Source organism: Rhodococcus sp. PSBB066, assembly GCF_017068255.1.
Taxonomy (GTDB): Bacteria; Actinomycetota; Actinomycetes; order Mycobacteriales; family Mycobacteriaceae; genus Rhodococcus; species Rhodococcus aetherivorans.
The window spans coordinates 4,289,780-4,309,922 of sequence record NZ_CP070859.1; the positions used below are offsets into that span (position 1 = coordinate 4,289,780).

15 protein-coding genes are annotated in these 20,143 nt (G+C 71.9%); 10 read left to right on the forward strand and 5 right to left on the reverse strand.

Going from position 1 to position 20,143, the window contains the following annotated elements:
- Positions 1–2: 2 nt before the first annotated feature.
- A complete protein-coding gene (locus tag JYA75_RS19430; RefSeq protein WP_185712724.1) occupies positions 3–947 on the forward strand; it encodes a lactate dehydrogenase in 945 nt (314 codons plus the stop codon).
- A gap of 49 nt (positions 948–996) precedes the next feature.
- On the opposite strand, the gene hemQ is transcribed toward JYA75_RS19430, so the two are convergent.
- From hemQ to hemE, 3 genes are read right to left on the reverse strand one after another with little or no spacing between them, the layout of a single operon-like run.
- Positions 997–1,692, reverse strand: coding sequence for a hydrogen peroxide-dependent heme synthase (gene hemQ / locus JYA75_RS19435; RefSeq protein WP_006938082.1), 696 nt, complete (start codon positions 1,690–1,692; stop codon positions 997–999).
- A gap of 5 nt (positions 1,693–1,697) precedes the next feature.
- Positions 1,698–3,062, reverse strand: coding sequence for a protoporphyrinogen oxidase (locus tag JYA75_RS19440; RefSeq protein ID WP_043798168.1), 1,365 nt, complete (start codon positions 3,060–3,062; stop codon positions 1,698–1,700).
- Positions 3,059–4,156: a uroporphyrinogen decarboxylase gene (gene hemE / locus JYA75_RS19445; protein ID WP_006938085.1), complete on the reverse strand. Its 1,098-nt coding sequence runs from the start codon at positions 4,154–4,156 to the stop codon at positions 3,059–3,061. The genes JYA75_RS19440 and hemE overlap by 4 nt, the downstream gene beginning before the upstream one ends.
- A gap of 116 nt (positions 4,157–4,272) precedes the next feature.
- On the opposite strand from hemE, the gene JYA75_RS19450 reads away from it, so the two are divergent.
- The 7 genes from JYA75_RS19450 to JYA75_RS19480 all read left to right on the forward strand — a co-directional run bounded on the left by JYA75_RS19450 (position 4,273) and on the right by JYA75_RS19480 (position 14,460).
- Positions 4,273–4,848 (forward strand): DUF3000 domain-containing protein, encoded by a 576-nt coding sequence (locus tag JYA75_RS19450; protein WP_006938090.1) that lies wholly within the window; start codon positions 4,273–4,275, stop codon positions 4,846–4,848.
- Between the two features lie 76 nt (positions 4,849–4,924).
- The gene (locus JYA75_RS19455; RefSeq protein WP_029543440.1) at positions 4,925–6,337 is read left to right on the forward strand and encodes a wax ester/triacylglycerol synthase family O-acyltransferase; all 1,413 of its coding nucleotides are present in this window, start codon (positions 4,925–4,927) and stop codon (positions 6,335–6,337) included.
- Positions 6,338–6,455: 118 nt separating this feature from the next.
- Positions 6,456–7,832 (forward strand): wax ester/triacylglycerol synthase family O-acyltransferase, encoded by a 1,377-nt coding sequence (locus JYA75_RS19460; RefSeq protein WP_006938093.1) that lies wholly within the window; start codon positions 6,456–6,458, stop codon positions 7,830–7,832.
- A 119-nt stretch (positions 7,833–7,951) separates the two neighbouring features.
- Positions 7,952–9,190, forward strand: coding sequence for a ribonuclease D (locus tag JYA75_RS19465; protein WP_006938094.1), 1,239 nt, complete (start codon positions 7,952–7,954; stop codon positions 9,188–9,190).
- A gap of 375 nt (positions 9,191–9,565) precedes the next feature.
- Positions 9,566–10,774, forward strand: a complete 1,209-nt coding sequence (locus JYA75_RS19470; RefSeq protein WP_006938095.1) for a thiolase family protein — start codon at positions 9,566–9,568, stop codon at positions 10,772–10,774.
- A 2-nt stretch (positions 10,775–10,776) separates the two neighbouring features.
- Complete coding sequence (locus JYA75_RS19475; protein WP_006938096.1) at positions 10,777–12,882, forward strand: 3-hydroxyacyl-CoA dehydrogenase NAD-binding domain-containing protein; 2,106 nt, start codon at positions 10,777–10,779, stop codon at positions 12,880–12,882.
- Between the two features lie 138 nt (positions 12,883–13,020).
- Positions 13,021–14,460 carry a sugar porter family MFS transporter gene (locus tag JYA75_RS19480; protein ID WP_006938099.1) on the forward strand — a complete coding sequence of 480 codons (1,440 nt, stop codon included), beginning with the start codon at positions 13,021–13,023 and terminating at the stop codon, positions 14,458–14,460.
- 46 nt (positions 14,461–14,506) lie between these two features.
- On the opposite strand, the gene dxs is transcribed toward JYA75_RS19480, so the two are convergent.
- Positions 14,507–16,480 carry a 1-deoxy-D-xylulose-5-phosphate synthase gene (gene dxs / locus JYA75_RS19485; RefSeq protein WP_006938100.1) on the reverse strand — a complete coding sequence of 658 codons (1,974 nt, stop codon included), beginning with the start codon at positions 16,478–16,480 and terminating at the stop codon, positions 14,507–14,509.
- A gap of 285 nt (positions 16,481–16,765) precedes the next feature.
- On the opposite strand from dxs, the gene JYA75_RS19490 reads away from it, so the two are divergent.
- Both JYA75_RS19490 and JYA75_RS19495 read left to right on the forward strand, forming a co-directional pair.
- Positions 16,766–17,740, forward strand: a complete 975-nt coding sequence (locus JYA75_RS19490) for a daunorubicin resistance protein DrrA family ABC transporter ATP-binding protein (protein WP_006938116.1) — start codon at positions 16,766–16,768, stop codon at positions 17,738–17,740.
- Positions 17,737–18,576 (forward strand): ABC transporter permease, encoded by an 840-nt coding sequence (locus tag JYA75_RS19495; RefSeq protein WP_185712723.1) that lies wholly within the window; start codon positions 17,737–17,739, stop codon positions 18,574–18,576. The genes JYA75_RS19490 and JYA75_RS19495 overlap by 4 nt, the downstream gene beginning before the upstream one ends.
- Here the strand turns inward: JYA75_RS19495 and JYA75_RS19500 are convergent, their stop codons facing one another.
- On the reverse strand, positions 18,577–20,112 hold the full coding sequence (locus JYA75_RS19500) for an MDR family MFS transporter (RefSeq protein WP_029543427.1): 1,536 nt from the start codon (positions 20,110–20,112) through the stop codon (positions 18,577–18,579).
- Positions 20,113–20,143 lie beyond the last annotated feature (31 nt).

The window sequence follows — 20,143 nt, forward strand, 5'->3', positions numbered from 1 at the left end:
TGATGGCGGAAGGTGTCGAATCCGGCGGGGCCCCGGCCCGCGCGGTGGTGGTCGGAGCCGGGCACGTCGGCATGATCTCGGCGATGCGCCTGGCCGACGCGGACGTGTTCGACGAGGTCGTGCTCGTCGACTTCGAACCCGGCCTGGCGGCGGGGATCGCTCTGGACCTGACCCACACCGGCGCGCTGACGGGCTCCGGGACGCGGGTACGGGGGGCGGTGTCGCTGGAGGAGGCCGGTCCCGCGGACTACGTGATCATCACCGCCGGCAAGGCCCGCCGGCCGGGGATGAGTCGCAGCGACCTCACCGCGACGAACGCCCGGATCGTCGGCGACGTGGCCGGGCGCGCGGCGGCGGTCTCCCCCGACGTGGTGCTCGTCGTGGTGACGAACCCGTTGGACGAGATGACGTACCAGGCGTGGCGCAGCTCGGGGTTGCCGGCGGAGCAGGTGCTGGGCATGGCCGGGCTGCTCGACGCGGGGCGGTTCCGGGCGCTGGCCGTCGCGGACGGGGCCGGGGCGGCGCGGGAGCTCGGCGCCGTGGCGCTCGGGAGCCACGGCGAGGAGATGGTGATCCCGCTGTCGCAGGCACCGGAGATCGCCGCGCGTCTCGACGCCGCGCGCCTCGACGAGCTGGTCGACCGCACCCGCACCTCGGGCGCGGAGGTTCTGGGGCTGCTGAAGTCCGGCAGCGCGTTCTTCGGTCCCGGCACCGCCGCCGCGCACATGGTGCTGGCGATGGTCGCCGACTCGGGAACGGTCGTGTCGGCGACGGTGCGCCCGAACGGCGAGTACGGCATCGGCGACGTGTTCGTCGGTCTCCCGGTGGTCCTGGGGCGCCGCGGCGTGCGGCGCATCGTCGAGCTGGACCTGACACCGGAGGAACTGGAACTGCTGCGCGAGGCGGCGAAACGGATCGGTGAGCGGATCGCGGGGCTGCCCGCCTGAGCACGCCCGGGCTGCGGCGCCGTCCCCGGTGGCGGCGCCGCGGCGCGGGTCAGGGCAGCGCGGTGATCAGCTTCTCGACGTCGACGCGAGGACCGGTGAAGAACGGGGTCTCCTCCCGGACGTGCATGCGGGCCTCGGTGGCGCGCAGGTCACGCATGAGATCGACGATGCGGTCCAGTTCGGGCGCCTCGAACGCCAGGATCCACTCGTAGTCGCCGAGCGCGAACGCGGGGACGGTATTGGCGCGCACGTCCGGGTAGCCACGGCCGGCCTTGCCGTGGTCGGCGAGCATCTTGCGGCGCTCGGCGTCGGGCAGCAGGTACCACTCGTACGACCGCACGAAGGGGTAGACGCAAATGTAGTTGCCGGGGTCCTCGCCGGCGATGAAGGCCGGGACGTGGCTCTTGTTGAACTCCGCCGGCCGGTGCAGCGCGACGTTCGACCAGACCGGAGCGCTGGCGCGGCCGAGGACGGTGGTGCGCCGGAAATCGGAGTAGAGCTTCTGCAGATCCTCGAGCCGCTCGGCGTGGGTCCAGATCATGAAGTCGGCGTCGGCGCGGACGCCGGCGACGTCGTAGATGCCGCGGACGATCACATCGGTGTTCTCGAAGGACGCGAAGAACTTCTGCGCGTCCTCGATCGCCGCGGTGCGGTCCTCGCCGAGGACACCGGGCCGGACCTGGAACACCGAGAACATCGCGTAGCGGAGGGTGGAGTTGAGCTTGTCGAAGTCGAGACGTGCCATGCCGCTCATCCTGCCACTCGCGTAGCGAGCCGCGTCGCGGCCGTCGTGCCTGATGCGACACAGGCGGGGACTCCGACGCCGTGAAGCATCGCGCCGGCGACCTCGAGGCCGTCGACGGTAGCGATCGCGTCCTCGAGGACGGCGACCACGTCGAGGTGCCCGGCCCGGTACTGGGGCAGGCCGCCGTGCCAGCGCTGGACGAACGTGGCCACGGGCTCGTCGGTGACCCCGGTGACGGTGGCGAGGTCGGCGCGAGCGCGGGCGATCAGCTCGTCGTCGGGGGCGTCGACGATCGCGGCTTCGCCGTAACGGCCGAACGACGCGCGGGCCAGCGCGACGTCGCGCCCGGCCAGGTGGGGCCACTTGCGGCTCGACAGGGTGAACGCCTTGGCGGACAGGTCCTCACCGGTGGCGACGAGGATCCCGGAGTTCTGCGGCAACGCGGCACCGCTCGGCAGTGCCAGCGCCACCACCGCGGACGAGGCGAGCGGGATCCGGGACGCCTGCGCGGCCGCCGCCGGGACGGCGTCGGCGAGCAGCTCGGCGGCACGGTCGGCCGGCACCGCGAGTACGACACCGTCGACGGGTCCGATCGGGTCGAGGTTCCAGCGGCCGCCGGCGCGGCGCAGACCGCTCGCGGCGGCGTGCCGGATCTCGGCGTCGGCGGCCTTCTCCAGCGCGTCGAGCAGCGTGCCGTAGCCGTCGCGCAGGGTGCCGAACACCGGCGCGTCCGAGGGCTCCGGCAGCGCACGGGTGACCGCCTCGCTCAGGCTCGGGGCACCCGCGTCGAGGGCTGTGGCCAGGGTCGGCAGGGTGGCCCGCACGCCCGCGGTGTCGGAGAGCCCGGAGTAGACGCCGCCGAGGAGGGGGTCGACGGAGCGGCGCACCACCTGCTCGCCGAACCGGTCGGCGACCAGGTCGGCCACCGAGACGTCGCCGGCGCGGTCCCAGTACAGCGGGACGGTGGGCTCGGCCGCTATCCGCGCAAGGGTGTCGGCGTCGACGAGACCGGTCAGCGACCCGGCGTCGGCGGGGATCCCCATCAGGGTGCCGCTGGGCAGCGGATGCAGCGCGGCACCGGCGTAGATCAGCGGCCGGGCCCCGGACGGGTGCACGAGCTGGTCGCTCAGGCCCAGCTCCTCGAGCAGCGCGGGGACCTCGGGGCGGCGGCCGATGAACGCCTCCGCCCCCACATCGACCGGATCCCCGGCGAGCGGCACGGTGCGCAGCTTCCCGCCGAGCCGCTCGGAGCCCTCGAGGAGGATGATCCGGGCGTGCGCGCCGAGCAGGCGACGCAACCGGTACGCCGCGACGAGCCCGGTGATGCCGCCGCCGACGACGGCGACGCTCGGTGCTCCTGCACCGCTCACAGCGAGTGCACCAGTTCGACGACGGCGGTGAGGACGTCCGGATCGGTGTCGGGCAGGACGCCGTGCCCGAGGTTGAAGATGTGCCCGGTCGCCCCCGCGGCGCGGGCGCGGTCACCCTCGGCGACGATGCGGCGCACCTCGGCCTGGACCACCTCGGGTCCGGCGAACAGGATCGCGGGATCGAGATTGCCCTGCAACGCTTTTCCGGCCCCCACCCGGGTGACGGCGACGTCCAGCGGCACCCGCCAGTCCACGCCGACCACATCGGCGCCGGCCTCGCCCATGGCGCCGAGCAGTTCGCCGGTGCCGACACCGAAGTGGATGCGCGGCACGCCGGCGGACTCGACCTCGGCGAACACGCGTTCCGAATGGGGCAGCACGAATTCGCGGTAGTCGGCCAGCGACAGCGCGCCGGCCCACGAGTCGAACAGCTGGATCGCGTCGACGCCGGCGTGCAGCTGAGCCTGCAGGAACGCGATCGTGATGTCGGCGAGCCGCCCCAGCAGGGCGTGCCAGGTGCGCGGATCGGCGTGCATGAGGGCCTTGGTGCGCTCGTGGTTGCGGCTGGGTCCGCCCTCGACGAGGTAGGAGGCGAGGGTGAACGGCGCCCCGGCGAAGCCGATGAGCGGGACGTCGCCGAGTTCGCGAGTGAGCAGCCCCACCGCCCGTGCGACGGCACCGACCTCGTCGTGTTCGAGGGTGGGCAGCTTCGCGACGTCCGCCGCGGTGCGCACGGGGTTCGCGATCACCGGTCCGGTCCCGGCCACGATGTCGAGGTCGATCCCGGCGGCCTTGAGCGGAACGACGATGTCCGAGAACAGGATCGCGGCGTCCACCCGGTGCCGGCGCACCGGCTGCAGGGTGATCTCGCAGACCAGTTCGGGATCGAAGCAGGACTCGAGCATGCCGATGTTCGCCCGGATCTCGCGGTACTCCGGCAGCGACCGGCCGGCCTGCCGCATGAACCACACGGGCCGGTGCGCCGGCTCGAGTCCCCGCGCGGCGGCGAGCAGGGGCGCCTGCGGGAGCTGGCGCCGCGTCGGGTAATCCACACGCGGGGTGGAGCCGACGTTCGTGTTCTCCAGGCCGGTCATTGATCCTCGTTCGTCCAAGGGCACGGGTCGCTGCCCATGCTGCCACGCCCGGCCACCCCTCCGGAATCGGCGCGCCTCCCGCGTGGTCCCGGTCACCCGGTCTAACGTCCGCTGTCGTGACCACCTCGCCCGCCGAGCCGGCCCAGTTCCGCGCTGCCATCGACTCGATGAACGCGGCCACCGTGCGGCCGGAGATCGAGGTGGGTCCGATCCGGCCGCCGCAGCGGCTGGCTCCGTACAGCTATGCGCTGGGCGCGGAGGTGCTCCATCCGGACACCGACCTGGTGCCCGAGCAATCGGAGGGCGACGCGTTCGGCAGGCTGATCCTGCTGTACGACCCGGAGGGCGACGAGGCCTGGAACGGCACCATGCGGCTCGTCGCCTACATCCAGGCCGACGTGGACGCCACCCTGGCTGCCGATCCGCTGCTGCCGGAGGTGGCCTGGAGCTGGCTGGTCGATGCGCTCGACGCGCACGGCGAGCCGCTGACGGCGCTCGGCGGCACCGTGACGTCGACGAGTTCGGTGCGCTTCGGCGACATCGCCGGCCCGGCGCGGGCGCATCAGCTGGAGCTACGGGCGTCGTGGACCGCACAGTCCGGCGAGCTCGGACCGCACGTGGAGGCGTTCTGCGAGGTGCTCGCGTATGCGGCGGGCCTGCCCCCGGCGGGCGTGACGCGCCTGCAGCACTGAGCCGTCGCCGAGTCCCGAGTCGCCGACGGCACGGAGAGCGGTGCACCGGCGCACCCCGCGGTCCTATGATCGAGGCATGCGTCGGCTCAGCGGGCTCGACGCCGCGCTCCTCTACACCGACTCGCCGGGGCTGCCCGTGCAGATCGGCGGCTTGGCCCTGCTCGACGTCTCGACCGTGCCGGGCGGCTACTCCTTCGAACGGCTCGGCTCCGACCTGGAGGCGCGCGTTGCGGCGGTGCCGCTGCTGCGCCGGCGAGTGGTCGACTCCCGGCTCAATCCCGGCCATCCCGTGTGGGTGGACGACCCCGATTTCGACGTCGGCCGGCACGTGCGCCGGTTCACCGTGCCGCCCCCGGGCACCGCGGCCGAACTGGCCGTGCTTTGTGGGCAGCGTTTCGCCCAGCGGTTCGACCGGTCCGGGCCGCTGTGGGAGACCGCGGTGTTCGAGGGACTGGCCGACGGCTCGGTCGCGGTGCTGACGCGCATCCACCACGCCGTCGTGGACGGCCTCGCCGGGGCGACCCTGCTGGCGCAGCTGTGCGACCGCGAACCCGGCGCCCCGCCACCGCGGCCCGAGTCGCCCGGCGTCGGTGGGGCGAACCGCCTGACCGTCGCCGCGGGCGGCGTTGCCGATCTCGCCACCCGGCCGCTGGACCTCGCCCGCGCGGTGCGGTCCAGCGCGGCCATGGTGCCCCGGTGGGTGGGCCGGGCGCGGCGAGGGGAGGCGATGGCGGTGCCGCTCACGGCGCCGCGGACGTCGTTCAACCGCCGCGTCACCGGCCGTCGCAACGTCGCGTTCGTGACGCTGGATTTCGCGGCCGTGAAGGCGGTCAAGCGCGCGTTCGGCGTCACGGTCAACGATGTCGTGCTGGCCCTGTGCGCCTCGGTTCTGCGCCGATATCTCGCCGCCCGCGGCGAACTGCCGGCCTCTCCCCTGGTGGCCGCCGTCCCGGTCTCGGTGCACGGACGCGCCCGGGGGGACGCCGGCAACCAGATTTCGGTGCTGATGGGGCGGCTGCACACCGAGATCGCCGATCCCGTCGTGCGGCTGCACGCCGTCGCGGCGGACGAGACTGCGGCCAAGGCCCACCACGCCACCTTCGACCCCGACCTGCTCGGCAGCTGGGGCCAGGTGGCTCCGGGCGCGGCGTTCGGGGCGGCCCTGCGGTTGTATTCGGCGCTGCGGCTGCCCAACGTGCTCCCGGTGCTGAACAATCTCGTGGTCTCCGACATCCCCGGGCCGACGGACACGCTGTACTACCTCGGCGCGCGGATCACCGCGCTGTACCCGTTCGGGCCGATCTACCACGGCGCGGGCCTGAACATCACCGTCCTGTCGCTCGACGGCGGCCTGCACTTCGGCCTGCAGTCGTGCCCCGACCTGCTGCCGGACCTGTGGCGGCTGGCCGACGGCTTCCCGGCTGCTCTCGCGGAGCTGGCCGACCGGGTGCCGGGCGCTCCGCCGGCCCCGCTCGCCGCGCCGAGCTGACCGGCGCCCGTCGCGGCGCCCGGGGAACGGGTTCCGGACCGCCGGGGCGACGAAGACCCGCTCGGGCAGGTGGACCAGGTTCCCCCGCCGATACTAGAACCTGTTCTAGAATGTGGCCATGCATCGACTCAGCGGCCTCGACGCCGGATTCCTGTACCTCGAGACGCCGACGCAGCTGCTGCACGTGTGCGGACTGATCGTCCTCGACACGACGACCGTTCCGGACGGGTACCGCTACGAGGCACTGCGCGCGGAACTCGCGGCCCGCCTCACGGCCGTACCGTTGTTCCGCCAGAAGATCGCCGACAGCCCGTTCAACCTCGACCATCCGGTATGGGTGGACGATCCGGACTTCGACCTCGACCGCCACCTGCACCGGGTCGCGGTCCCGGCGCCCGGGCGCCGGGAGGAGCTCGCGGACCTGTGCGGGCACATCGCCGCACAGCCGCTCGACCGCTCCCGGCCGCTGTGGGAGATGGTGGTGATCGAGGGCCTCGAGGACGGATCGGTCGCGGTGATGACGAAGATCCACCACGCCGGCGCCGACGGCGTCACCGGCGCGGACCTCGTGGCGCAGCTGTGCAGCCTCGAACCGGACGCGCCACGGCCCGAGCCCGTCACCGACGGGGCCGGCGGCGGCTCGGCGCTCGGGATCGCCCTCGGCGGCCTGTTCAACGTCGCCACCCGCCCGCTGGGGCTGGTGCGGGCGCTGCCCAAGACCGTGGAGCTGGTGCCCCGGTGGATCACCCGGGCCCGTCGCGGCGAGGCCATGCCGGCACCGTTCACCGCTCCGCGCACCTCCTTCAACGGCACGATCACCGGCCACCGCAGCGTCGGATTCGCGCAGTTCGACCTGGGCCGGGTCAAGTCCGTGAAGGACGAGCACGGGGTGAAGGTCAACGACGTGGTCATGGCCGTGTGCGCCGGTGCGCTGCGCCGTTACCTCGCCGACCGCGACGAGCTCCCCGACTCTCCGCTGATCGGCATGGTCCCGGTGTCGGTGCGCGGCAAGTCGGACCGGCCCGGACGCAACCAGGTCTCGCCGATGTTCGCGAGCCTGCACACCCACATCGCCGATCCGATCGAGCGACTGCACGCGATCGCGGATGCGAATGCCTGTGCCAAAGAACATAATTCGGCCCTGGGCGCAAGCCTGCTGCAGGACTGGACGCAGTTCATGGCGCCCGCGGTGTTCGGCGCGGCGATGCGCACGTACGCGTCGCTGCGGCTCGCGGAACGCCACCCCGTGGTCCACAACTTGGTGGTCTCGAACGTGCCCGGCCCTGCGATGCCCCTGTACTTCCTCGGGGCCCGGATCCGGGCCATGTACCCGCTGGGACCGATCTTCCACGGGGTCGGACTCAACATCACCGTGATGTCGTTGGACGGCGCGCTCGATGTCGGCGTGCTCACGTGCCCCGAACTTGTTCCCGACGTCTGGGCGCTCGTCGACGCCTTCCCTTCGGCGCTCGACGAACTCGACACCGCACCGTAGAATCCGCGCAGCAGCCCGCGCGGTCGTGTGCCACTCGTCACACCGGGAATCGGCACGTCGACCGCGCGGTTGACCGGGTCGACGCCCAGACCACCGCCACCCGGATAGAGTCACGAACCATGTCGGTAGCCAACGAACACGAGCCCGCAGGGGCGACGGTCCCGCTGCTGACCCCGCGTGACGGCGTCCCCGAGGTCGTCACCACGGCAGCCGGGGTGGCCGCGGCGGCGGAAGCGCTCGCCGCGGGCAGCGGGCCGCTCGCCGTCGACGCCGAGCGGGCTTCGGGCTTCCGGTACTCCGCGCGCGCCTATCTGGTGCAGCTGCGTCGCGCCGGCGCCGGCACGGTGCTGCTCGACCCGATCCCGACGGCCGACGCGCTCGCGCCGCTCGCGGCGGCGATCAACGATCTCGAGTGGGTGCTGCACTCCGCCGACCAGGACCTGCCCGGCCTCGACGAGCTGGGCCTGCGGCCCGCGGTGCTCTACGACACCGAACTGGCCGGGCGTCTCGCCGGCTTCGATCGGGTGGGGCTGGCCGCCATCGTCGAACGCACCCTCGGTTTCGAGCTGCGCAAGGGCCACGGGGCGGCCGACTGGTCCACCCGGCCGCTCCCCGACGCCTGGCTGAACTATGCGGCTCTCGACGTCGAGATCCTCGTCGAGCTGCGGGACGCGATGGCGGCCGAGCTCGAGCAGCAGGGCAAGTCGGAGTGGGCCGCGCAGGAGTTCGAGCACATCCGTCGCGCCGGGCCTCCGGCCCCCAAGCCCGACCGCTGGCGCCGCACCTCCCGCATCCACACCCTCAAGGATCCGCGGCGGCTCGCGATCGTGCGCGAGCTGTGGACGGCGCGAGACGAACTCGCGGCACGCCGGGACATCGCCCCGGGCCGGGTGCTGCCGGACTCCGCGATCGTCGCCGCAGCCGAGGCCGCCCCCCGTACCGTCGACGAGCTGCGCGCCCTGCCGGTCTTCGGGGGGCCGCGGCAGCGCCGGTCGTCGCGGGTGTGGCTGGGAGCGATCGAGCGGGCCCGGGCGCTGCCGAAATCGGAGCTGCCACCCGTTACACAGCCGTTCACCGGCCCGCCGCCGGCCAACCGCTGGGCCCGGCACGATCCCGACGCCGCCGCGCGGCTCACCGCGGCCCGTGCCGCGCTCGCCGAGCTCAGCGAGCAGGTCCAGGTGCCGGTGGAGAATCTCGTCGGCCCCGAACTGGTGCGCCGGTTGTGCTGGGAGTGGCGGGTGTCGGCGGATACCGACGTCGTCGCGTACATCGAGGAACGGTTCGCCACCGACGGGGCACGGCCCTGGCAGCGGGAGCTGACGGCGCCGCGCCTGGCGAAGGCGCTGACCGCGGACTGACCCGTTCCCACCGTCCCGGCCCGCGGACCCACGGTCGCGTCACGCCCGATCCCTGCATTCGCCACCGCCTCGGTGTCGAGCGCTTCCGCATACCCGCTGTTCAGAGCAACGTACTCGGGACCAGCGCGGCGAGTTCCCCTGATGGTCACGAGCGCGCCCCGCAACCCCGGCGACCACCGGCCTCGCCGCAGGACGCCCCGACCGCCGGCGAGACCGGTGGCTGCCCGGCGCGCGCACCCCTCCGGTGACGCCCGGCGCGGATGGTAAGTTACTGGTCGGTAACACGCTGGCGTCCGGGCTGCCCGGCGCCGGGATGTTCCCGGAACCCTGGCCTCGCCGGCGTCGGCGAGCATCGCTCCATCGGGAGGAATACGCGTGGCGTCAACCACCACAACTCAACGCAATGTCGTCTTCGTCGACGGCGTACGCACCCCGTTCGGGAAAGCGGGCCCGAAGGGCATCTACGCGGAGACCCGCGCCGACGACCTCGTCGTCAAGACCATCCGGGAGCTGCTGCGCCGCAACCCGCAGCTCGACCCCGCGCGCATCGACGAGGTCGCCGTCGCCGCGACCACCCAGACCGGCGACCAGGGCCTGACCATCGGCCGCACTGCCGCGATCCTCGCCGGCCTACCGGAGACCGTGCCGGGCTTCGCGATCGACCGCATGTGCGCCGGCGCGATGACCGCAGTCACCACCACCGCCTCCGGAATCGGCTTCGGTCAGTACGACGTGGTGATCGCCGGCGGCGTCGAGCACATGGGCCGCCACCCGATGGGTCAGGGCGCCGATCCGAACCCCCGGTTCCTCGCCGACAAACTCGTCGACCCCAGCGCCCTGGTGATGGGCAACACCGCCGAGAACCTGCACGACCGGTTCCCCGGTATCACCAAGGCCCGCACCGACGCCTACGCCGTCGCCAGCCAGAACAAGTTCGACGCCGCGAAGAAGGCCGGCTACATCGCCGAGACCCTCGTGCCCGTCGCCACCCGGTCGGCGACCGGCTGGGGCCTGGCCACCGAGGACGAGCCGCCGCGCCCGGGCACCACGCTCGAGGATCTCGCGAAGCTCAAGACGCCGTTCCGCCCCGCCGGCCGCATCACCGCCGGCAACGCCGCCGGCCTCAACGACGGCGCGACGGCCTGCCTCCTCGCCGGCGAGGACACCGCCCGCGAACTCGGTCTGCAGATCGGCATGCGCATGGTCGGCTTCGCCTTCCAGGGCGTCGACCCGGCCGTGATGGGCATCGGCCCGGTGCCGGCGACCGAGAAGGTTCTCGCCCGCACCGGCCTGACCATCGACGACATCGGTCTGTTCGAGATCAACGAGGCCTTCGCCGTGCAGGTGCTCGCGTTCCTCGAACACTTCGGCATCGACGACGACGACCCGCGGGTCAACCAGTGGGGCGGCGCCATCGCCTGCGGCCACCCGCTCGCGTCGTCCGGCGTGCGCCTGATGACCCAGCTCTCCCGGCAGTTCGCCCGGCACCCCGAGGTGCGCTACGGCCTGACCACGATGTGCATCGGCCTCGGCATGGGCGGCACCGTGATCTGGGAGAACCCCAACTTCGAGGGAGACAAGTAGTCATGAGCGAGCTTTCGTCCCTGTTCGCCGACGAGGTCGTCACGAACGCCTACACCAAGCTCGTCGAGGTGCCCGGCATCGACGGCCCCGTCGCGCTGATCACCCTCGACAACGGGTTCGACCACACCAAGCCGAACTCGTTCGGCCCCGCCGGCCTCGAGGCCTTCGACAAGGCCCTCGACGAGGCCTTCGCCGCGAACCCCGCTGCTGTCGCGGTCACCGGCAAGCCGTTCATCTTCGCCGCCGGCGCCGACCTGAAGGGCGTTCCCTCGATCACCAGCCGCGAGCAGGGGCTCGAGCTGGGCCGCCTCGGCCACCGCGTGTTCCGCCGCCTGCGCGACTCGCAGGTGCCGACGTTCGCCTTCGTGGGCGGCCTCGCCCTCGGCGGCGGCCTCGAGGTCGGGCTGCACTGCCACTACCGGACCTACGCCGACAACGTGCCGGCGCTCGGCCTGCCCGAGACGATGCTGGGTCTGGTCCCCGGCTGGGGTGGCACCCAGCTGCTGCCGAACCTGATCGGGCCCGACCACGCGGTGACGCTGATCCTCGAGAACCCGCTCAACAACGGCAAGGTCATCCGCGCGAAGCAGGCCGCCGAACTCGGCCTGGCCGACGCGGTGTTCGGCTCGGCCGACTTCCTCGAGCAGTCCCTCGCCTGGGCTGCGAAGGTCCTCGCCGGGGACATCACCCCGGCCCGCCCCGAGATCGACCGCGGCGCCGGCTGGGACGCGGCGCTCGGCCGCGCGAAGGCGCTCGTCGCGGCCAAGACCCGCGGCTTCGCGCCCGGAGCGGCCCGGGCGGTCGAGCTGCTCGAGCTGGCCCGTAACACCGACATCGCCGATCCCGAGTCGCTGTCGAAGGGCTTCGCCGCCGAGGACGAGGCGCTGGCCGACCTGCTGATGTCCGACGAGCTGCGGGCCGGGCTCTACGCCTTCGACCTGGTCAACAAGCGTGCCAAGCGTCCCGCCGGTGCGCCGGACAAGTCCCTGGCCCGCAAGGTCACCGGCGTCGGCATCGTCGGGGCGGGCCTGATGGCCAGCCAGCTCGCGCTGCTGTTCGTGCGCCAGCTGCAGGTGCCGGTGATCCTCACCGACGTCGACTCCGAGCGCATCGACAAGGGTGTGGGCTACGTGCACACCGAGATCGACAAGCTGCAGGGCAAGGGCCGGCTGTCGCCCGACGCCGCGAACCGCCTCAAGGCGCTCGTGTCGGGCTCCCTCGACAAGGCCGCGTTCGCGAACACCGACTTCGTCATCGAGGCTGTGTTCGAGAACATGGACGTCAAGAAGCAGGTGTTCGCCGAGATCGAGCAGTACGTCTCGCCGGAAACCGTCCTGGCGACCAACACGTCGTCGCTGTCGATCACCACGATGGCCGCGGACCTGAAGCACCCCGAGCGCGTCGTCGGCTTCCACTTCTTCAACCCCGTCGCCGTGCTCCCGTTGCTCGAGATCATCAGGGGCGCGCAGACGGACGACGCGACCCTTGCGACGGCCTTCGCCACCGCCAAGGCGCTGAAGAAGTCGGCCGTGCTGTGCGGGGACCTGCCGGGCTTCGTGTTCAACCGGCTCGTCACCCGCACCCTCGGCGAGGTGATGACCGCCGTGGACGAGGGCACCCCGTTCGAGGTCGCGGACAACGCCGTCGGCGAGCTGGGCATGCCGATGAGCCCCTTCACGCTGCTCGCACTCGTCGGCCCGGCCGTCGCGCTACACACCGGCGAGACCCTGCAGGCCGCCTACCCCGACCGCTTCGTGTCCTCCCCCGGACTCGAGGCGCTCGTCGAGGCCCGCAAGCCGGGCGTGTGGACGTACGCGGACGGCAAGCAGGTCGTCGACCCGGAGGTCGCGGCGCTGTGGCCGCAGGGCGACAAGCCCTCCACCGCCGAGGAGGTGCTCGAGCGGACCCGTCGCGCCTTCGCCGAGGAGATCCGGATCATGCTCGAGGAGGGCGTCGTCGCCGCCCCCGAGGACATCGACCTGTGCCTGATCCTCGGCGGCGGCTTCGGATTCTGGAACGGCGGCATCACGCCGTACCTCGATCGCACCGGCACCTCGGAGGCCGTCAACGGCACACGCTTCCTCGCCCCCGGCGTGGCCGGCGTCTGACGAACCGGTAGCTCCGCACGGCGCCCCGGGACCCGCGTAACCGTCGTGGGCCCTGGGGCGCGTCCGTGCGTATCACCCCGGCCACGGTGCCCACCGAAGCGGCCCCCCCGACGCGGTGTCAGGCGTACCGTCCAGCCTGTGACCGACAGTTCCCACCTCCCCCATTCGAGGATCGAGCAGCAGCACACGGTGGCCCGCGCGGTGCTGTTCGCCGCCGTGGCCGCGCTCGGCGGATTCTTGTTCGGATACGACACCGCCGTCATCAACGGCGCCGTCGGCGCCATCCGCGAGCGCTACGAGGTCGGCGCCGGGGCCATCGGCCTGTCCGTGTCGCTGACGCTGGTCGGCGCGGCGCTCGGTGCGTGGATCGCCGGCAGCATCGCCGATCGGCTGGGCCGGATCCGGGTCATGCAGATCGCCGCGGTCCTGTTCCTTGTCGGCGCACTCGGGTCGGCGTTCCCCTTCAGCATCTACGACCTGACGTTCTGGCGCTCCATAGGTGGCGTGGGCGTCGGCTTCGCCTCGGTCATCGCCCCGGCCTACATCGCCGAGATCTCGCCCGCCGCCATACGTGGCCGACTCGGCTCGATGTACCAGCTCGCGATCGTCCTCGGCATCGCAATTTCCCAGCTCGTCAACTACGCCCTCGCCGCGGCCGCCGGCGGGGCCAGCGAAGAGCTGCTCGGCATCGAGGCCTGGCAGTGGATGCTCGCACTCGGCGCGGTCCCCGCGACCCTGTACCTGATCATGACCTTCCCCATCCCCGAATCGCCGCGGTACCTGGTGCGGATCGGCCGGGAGGACGCCGCGCGCCGCATCATCGCCACGGTCGAGGGCGGCGACGAGGTCGCCGTCGCCGAGCGGATCGCCACGATCCGCGAGACCCTGCACCTCGAGTCCGCCCGGCCGGGTGTGCGGGACGTGTTCTCCCGGCGGCTGGGCGTGGCTGCGCTGATCTACGTGGGCATCGCCCTGGCCGCGCTGCAGCAGTTCGTGGGCATCAACGTGATCTTCTACTACTCGTCGACGCTGTGGCAGGCGGTCGGATTCGGCGAAGACCGGTCCCTGCTCATCAGCGTCGTCAGCGCACTGGTCAACATCGTCGGTACCTTCGTGGCCATCGCGGTGATCGACAAGATCGGCCGCAAGCCGCTCCTGCTCGTCGGATCCGTCGGGATGGCGGCGTCGCTGGGCACCGCCGCCGTGTGCTTCCACTCGGCGACCTTCGTCGTCAACGAGGACGGGGAGAAGGTCGCGACGCTGTCCGACACCTACGGCATGATCGCCCTGCTCGCGGCCAACGCCTTCGTGTTCTTCTTCGCCCTGTCGTGGGGTCCGGTGGTGTGGGTCCTCATCAGCGAGATGTTCCCGAACCGGGTGCGTGCCGTCGCCGTCGGCATCGCGACCGCCTCCAACTGGATCGCGAACTTCCTCGTGTCCGCGACGTTCCCGGCGCTGGCGGACTGGAACCTGTCGTTCACCTATGCCGGCTACGCGGTGATGGCCGCGCTGTCTCTGCTGGTGGTGATCAAGTTCGTGCCCGAGACACGCGGACGGACCCTCGAGGAAGCCGGCTGAGCGACGACGGGCCGGCCGCACGTGCGGCCGGCCCGTCGTCGCAGCGTCAGAGGCCGGGGTCCCGCCGGACGACGACGTCGCCCGCGGACTCCTCCCCGGCGGTCCCGTCCACGGCCTGCTCCGCCTTCTGCGCGGCACCGAGCCCGACGACCCAGCCGGTCACCTGACGCGCGACGTCCTGCGCGGTCAGCCCCAGCTCACGATGGATCTGTTCCCGCGACGCATGATCCAGGAACCGTTGCGGCACACCGAGTTCACGGGTGGGAACGTCGACTCCGGCCGCCCGCAGGGCCGACGAGACCGCCGAACCCACACCGCCGTGCATGCCGCCGTCCTCCACGGTGACGACGAGCCGGAAGTCCCGCGCCAGCCGGGCGAGGGCCGCCGGGACGGGCAGCACCCAGCGCGGGTCGACGACGGCGGCGGTGAGGCCGTGCTGCTCGAGCCGCTCCGCTGCGTCGAGCGCCAGGCCCGCAAACGCGCCGACCGCGACGATCAGCACGTCACCGCGACGCTCGGACGGCATCCGCAGCACGTCGACGGTGCCGTCGATGCGCTCCACCGCAGGGATGTCGGAGCCGACCGCGCCCTTCGGGAACCGCAGTACGGTCGGGCCGTCGGCGATGGCGAGCGCCTCGCCGAACTCCTCGCGCAGGGTCGCGCCGTCGCGCGGCGACGCCACCCGGATCCCCGGGATCACGCCGAGCAGGGAGAAGTCCCACATACCGTTGTGGCTGGCGCCGTCGGCACCGGTGATGCCGGCCCGGTCGAGCACCACGGTCACGGGCAGTCTCAGCAGCGCCACGTCCATCAGCAACTGGTCGAAGGCGCGGTTGAGGAACGTCGAGTACACCGCGACCACCGGGTGCATTCCGCCGAGCGCGAGGCCGGCGGCGGAGGTGACGGCGTGCTGCTCGGCGATGCCGACGTCGAACATCCGGTCGGGGTAGCGTTCGCCGAAGGCCGACAGCCCGGTCGGTCCCGGCATCGCCGCGGTGATCGCCACGACGTCCTTGCGGCGGCCGCCCTGCACGAGCAGTTCGTCGGAGAACACCGACGTCCAGTCCGGAGCCGACGCCGCCGCGGTGGCGCGGCCGGTGACCGGGTCGATGACACCGGTGGCATGCATCTGATCGGCGACATGGTTCTCGGCCGGGGCGTACCCGGCGCCCTTGCGGGTGACGGCGTGCACGATCACCGGTCCGCCGAAAGACTTGGCGCGGCGGAGGGCGGCCTCGAGAGCGGCCTCGTCGTGGCCGTCGACCGGTCCGAGGTACTTCAGGCCGAGGTCGGTGAACAACACCTGCGGGCTGACCGCGTCCTTGATGCCGACCTTCATCCCGTGCAGCACGGAGTACGCGGCCGCACCGATCCACGGCAGCCGCTTCACGAAGCGGCGGCCGTTGTCGAGGACACGCTCGTAGCCGGGCTGCAGCCGCAGCGCCGCGAGGTGCTCGGCCAGTCCGCCGATAGTGGGGGCATAGGAGCGGCCGTTGTCGTTGACGACGATCACGAGCCGCCGGTCCTTGCCGGCCGCGATGTTGTTCAGCGCCTCCCAGCACATCCCGCCGGTGAGCGCGCCGTCGCCGACCACGGCGACCACGGTCCGGTCCTGCTGGTCCGACAGCTCGTAGGCCTTGGCGAGGCCGTCGGCGTAGGACAGGGCGGCCGAGGCGTGCGAGGACTCGACCCAGTCGTGCTCGCTCTCGGCGCGGCAGGGGTAGCCCGACAGGCCGCCCTGCTTGCGCAGCGTGTCGAAGCCGTCCTTACGACCGGTCAGGATCTTGTGGACGTACGCCTGATGCCCGGTGTCGAAGATGATCGGGTCGTGGGGGGAGTCGAAGACCCGGTGCATGGCGATGGTCAGTTCGACGACGCCGAGGTTGGGGCCGAGGTGTCCCCCGGTCGCCGCCACCTTCTCGACCAGGAACTGCCGGATCTCCCCGGCGAGTTCCCTGATCTCCGGCTGGCTGAGCCGACGCAGGTCCTCGGGCGACTCGATGCGGGACAGGACACCCAACTGGAATTGCTCCCTCCGGCTCGGACCCGCGCGTCTCCGCGCGAGCGGTTCCACCCAGTCTACGGAGCGTCGGAGGTGGTCGACTCGCTTCGTCGTGCCGCCGCCCCGTCTCACACCGTGTCCCTCACCTCATTATGCCGATGATGTGACGTCGCCCACGGTGGCGCCGGTGTGGCGCGCCTGACCCCGCCGAGCGGGCGGTGGGCACTGCGCGGGGCGACCCCAGGCCGGTCGAATCCGACAAAACCGATTGCCGGGCCCGGCACCGTGGGCGAGGCTGGACCCATGCCCCCTGCACTGGCCATCGAGACCTCGGGCTTGATCAAGCGTTTCGGCGCGGAGACCGCCGTGGCCGGAATCGACCTCGCCGTCCCCGCCGGCGGCGTCTACGGCGTCCTCGGCCCGAACGGCGCCGGGAAGACGACCACGATCCGGATGCTGGCCACCCTGCTCGCACCGGACGGCGGGACCGCGACCGTACTCGGGCACGACGTGCGTCTTCAGCCCGAGCTGGTGCGGCGCCGGGTCTCGCTCACCGGCCAGTTCGCGTCGCTCGACGAGGATCTGACCGGCGCGGAAAACCTGGTACTGCTCGCCCGGCTGCTGGGCTTCTCCAGGGCGGGTGCCCGGTCCCGGGCCGGACAGCTGCTGGCGGCGTTCGATCTGGAGCCGGCCGCGGGCCGTCAGGTGAAGCTGTACTCGGGGGGCATGCGGCGGCGCCTCGACATCGCCGCGAGCATCATCGTCGCTCCCGAACTGATCTTCCTGGACGAGCCGACGACGGGGCTCGACCCGCGCAGCCGTAACCAGGTGTGGGAGATCGTGCGGGCGCTCGTGGCCGCGGGGACGACGGTGCTGCTGACGACGCAGTACCTCGACGAGGCGGACCAGCTCGCCGACCGGGTCGCGGTCATCGACCGTGGCCGGGTGATCGCCGAGGGCACCCCGGGCGAGCTCAAGGCGTCCGTCGGGTCGGGTTCGCTGCACGTGCGGGTGGTCGATCCCGCGCGCCGGGACGAGGCGGCGGCGGTGCTGGGCGCCGCGCTGGGGGTGGCGGTGACGGCCGCGTCCGATCCGGCCGCGCTGACCGCGCGGGTGGACGATCCGCGGGCCGCGGCGGGGGCGCTGACGGCCCTCGCCGCGGCGGACATCCCGGTCACGACGTTCGCCCTCGGGCAGCCGAGCCTGGACGAGGTCTTTCTCGCGCTCACCGGCCATCCCACGGAAGTTCCCGACGAAGACGAGGAGATCGCGTCGTGACCTCGACCGCCGACCGACGGGCGGGCACCCCCGCCGCCGTCGTGGACGTCCTCCACGTCCCCGGGCCGCGTCCGACGCCGGCGTCCGCGTTCGCCGCGTCGCTGTCGTTCGGGTGGCGGGCACTGCTGCGGATCAAGCACGTTCCCGAGCAGTTGTTCGACGTGACCGTCTTCCCGCTGATGTTCACGCTGTTGTTCACGTACCTGTTCGGCGGGGCGCTGGCCGGTTCGACCACCGCGTACGTGCAGTTCCTGATCCCCGGCATCCTGGTGCAGACGGTGTGCACCATCACGATGTACACGGGCATGACGCTCAACCGCGACATCGAGAAGGGCGTGTTCGACCGGTTCCGCTCGATGCCGGTGTGGCGGCCCGCTCCCCTCGTCGGCGCGTTGTTCGGTGATCTCGCCCGCTACACGCTGGCGTCGGTGATCGTGCTGGCCCTCGGGATGATGCTCGGGTTCCGGCCCACGGGCGGCCCGATCGGCACGATCGGGCCGGTGGCGCTCGTGCTGCTGTTCGCGTTCAGTCTCTCGTGGGTCTGGACGATGCTGGCGATGCTGCTGCGCACCGAGCAGGCGGTGATGGGTGTGTCCATGACCATCCTGTTCCCGCTCACCTTCGCGTCGAACGTGTTCGTCGACCCCGCGACGATGCCGAGCTGGCTGCAGGGCTTCGTGACGGTCAATCCCATCAGCCGGCTCGTCACCGCCATCCGGGATCTGACGGCGGGCACGCCGGACGCCGCGCACCTCGCGATCGTGTTCGCGTGGTGCGCGGCGCTGATCGTGCTGTTCGGGCCGGCGACGATGTGGTTGTACAACCGCCGGTCCTGATCAGTGCTCCGCCGGCGCGGGCACCTTCTCCTCGGTGACGATGTCGATGGTCTTGCGCAGCGGGCGGTTCGGGATGAACGCGACCGCCGCGACGGTGACCAGCGCGATGATCGCGGCGACGAGGAACAGCAGGCCGGTGGCGTCGCCGTAGGCGTGGCGGATGATCTCCGCGACCGGTTCGGGCAGGGCCGCGAGGTCGAGGTTGCCTCCGCCGCCGGCCGAGCCGGTGTCGATGCCGAGGGCGGCGAAGCCGTCCGCGGACAGCGTCGTCACGCGTGTGGCGAGGATCGATCCGAGCACGGACACTCCGATCGCGCCGCCGAAGGTACGGAAGAACGCGACCGAGCTGCTCGCGGCTCCGATGTTGCGGACGCTGACGGTGTTCTGCACGGCGAGCACCAGGTTCTGCATGAGCATGCCGGTGCCGAGGCCGACGATCGCGATGTAGACCCCGATCAGCCACATCGGGGTGGCGTGGTCGAGGAACCCGAGCAGCCCGAAACCGATCACCTGCAGTACGGCGCCGAGCACCAGGAACGGCTTCCACCGGCCGAAGCGGGTGATCAGCTGGCCGGAGACCACCGAGGCCACGAGCGAGCCGAGCACCATCGGGATGGTGAGCAGGCCGGCGGCCGTCGGGCTGTAGCCGCGGGCCGTCTGGAAGTACTGGCCGAGGAACGCGGTGGCACCGAACATTCCGACGCCGACGGCGACGGACGCGATGATCGCGAGCGCAGTGGTGCGTTCGGTGACGATCTTCAGCGGGATGATCGGGTCGGCGACCTTGGACTCGACCACGACGGTGGCGGCGAGCAGTCCGACGCCGGCGCCGACGTACGCGAGGGTCTCCCACGACAGCCACTCGTAGTAGCCGGCCTTGCCGGCGAACGACACCCAGATCAGCAGGACGCTGACACCGGCGGTCAGCAGGGTGGCGCCCAGCCAGTCGATGCTCACGTTCTGCTTGCGTTCGGTCACGAGGTGCAGGGTGCGCTGCAGCAACAGCATGGCCGCGACGGCGATCGGGATCGAGATGAAGAAGCACCAGCGCCAGCCGAGCGGGCTGTCGACGATGATGCCGCCGAGGATCGGTCCGCCCGACATCGACACGGCCATCACCGCGCCCATGTAGCCGGAGTACCGGCCGCGTTCGCGGGGCGGGATGATGCTGCCGATGACCGCGACGACGAGCGCGGTGAGACCGCCCATGCCGATGCCCTGGATCACGCGGGCGGCGAGCAGGACGGGCACGTTGGTGGCGAAGCCGGCGAGGATCGAGCCGGCCACGAAGACGACGATCGCCGTCTGCACCAGCAGCTTCTTGTTGAACAGGTCGGCGAGCTTGCCCCAGATCGGCGTCGAGGCGGCGTTGGCGAGCAGCGCGGTGGTGATGATCCACGCGAACTGGGTCTGGGTGCCGTTCAGGTCCGCGATGATCGTGGGGAGCGCAACCGCCACGATGGTGCTGCTGAGCAGCGCCGTGAAGAGGGCGGCGAGCAGGCCGGCGAGAGCCTCGAGGATCTCGCGGTGCGTCATGGTGGTCTCGGCGGCGCCGGGTCCGCTCGCC

Bases quoted from the DNA above. Each gene is read 5' to 3' on its own strand.
- JYA75_RS19430 (WP_185712724.1), top strand. From the start codon at position 3: ATGGCGGAAGGTGTCGAATCCGGCGGGGCCCCGGCCCGCGCGGTGGTG.
- hemQ (WP_006938082.1), bottom strand. From the start codon at position 1,692: ATGGCACGTCTCGACTTCGACAAGCTCAACTCCACCCTCCGCTACGCG.
- hemE (WP_006938085.1), bottom strand. From the start codon at position 4,156: ATGACCGGCCTGGAGAACACGAACGTCGGCTCCACCCCGCGTGTGGAT.
- JYA75_RS19455 (WP_029543440.1), top strand. From the start codon at position 4,925: ATGCGTCGGCTCAGCGGGCTCGACGCCGCGCTCCTCTACACCGACTCG.
- JYA75_RS19460 (WP_006938093.1), top strand. From the start codon at position 6,456: ATGCATCGACTCAGCGGCCTCGACGCCGGATTCCTGTACCTCGAGACG.
- JYA75_RS19465 (WP_006938094.1), top strand. From the start codon at position 7,952: ATGTCGGTAGCCAACGAACACGAGCCCGCAGGGGCGACGGTCCCGCTG.
- JYA75_RS19475 (WP_006938096.1), top strand. From the start codon at position 10,777: ATGAGCGAGCTTTCGTCCCTGTTCGCCGACGAGGTCGTCACGAACGCC.
- JYA75_RS19490 (WP_006938116.1), top strand. From the start codon at position 16,766: ATGCCCCCTGCACTGGCCATCGAGACCTCGGGCTTGATCAAGCGTTTC.
- JYA75_RS19500 (WP_029543427.1), bottom strand. From the start codon at position 20,112: ATGACGCACCGCGAGATCCTCGAGGCTCTCGCCGGCCTGCTCGCCGCC.